Origin of the sequence: Streptomyces sp. SID14478 (assembly GCF_010548525.1) — a bacterium.
In the GTDB taxonomy this organism is placed as follows: domain Bacteria; phylum Actinomycetota; class Actinomycetes; order Streptomycetales; family Streptomycetaceae; genus Streptomyces.
Genome location: NZ_JAAGMG010000585.1, coordinates 1 through 365 on the forward strand (window position 1 = coordinate 1; position 365 = coordinate 365).

At 75.9% G+C, this 365-nt stretch carries 1 protein-coding gene; it reads left to right on the forward strand.

Features of this window, described 5'->3' with window-relative positions; all coding sequences use genetic code 11:
* The coding region (locus G3I40_RS18930) for a histidine kinase dimerization/phospho-acceptor domain-containing protein (protein ID WP_275410199.1) at positions 1 to 365 on the forward strand (365 nt) is incomplete at both ends.

Sequence of the window (365 nt, forward strand, 5' to 3'; positions counted from 1 at the left end):
TGGGCGCCGAGCGGCACACCCAGGAGCGGCTGCGCCGGTTCGTCGCGGACGCCTCGCACGAACTGCGCACCCCCGTCACCGCCGTGCTCGGCTACGCCGATCTGCACCATCAGGGCGCTCTCGTCGTGCCCGCACAGCGGGACCGCGTCATGAACGGCATCACCGCGGAGGCGCTGCGCATGCAGCGACTCGTCGACGACCTGCTCCTGCTCGCCCGGCTGGACAGCGCCCCGGCCCGCGACCGCGACCGCGTGGACCTGGCGGCGATCGCGCGCGACGCGGTCTGCGCGGCGCGCGTCGTGGACCCGCACCGCCTCCTGGCCGTACGGGCCGAGGACGGTGCGGTGGTGCACGGGGACGCCGAG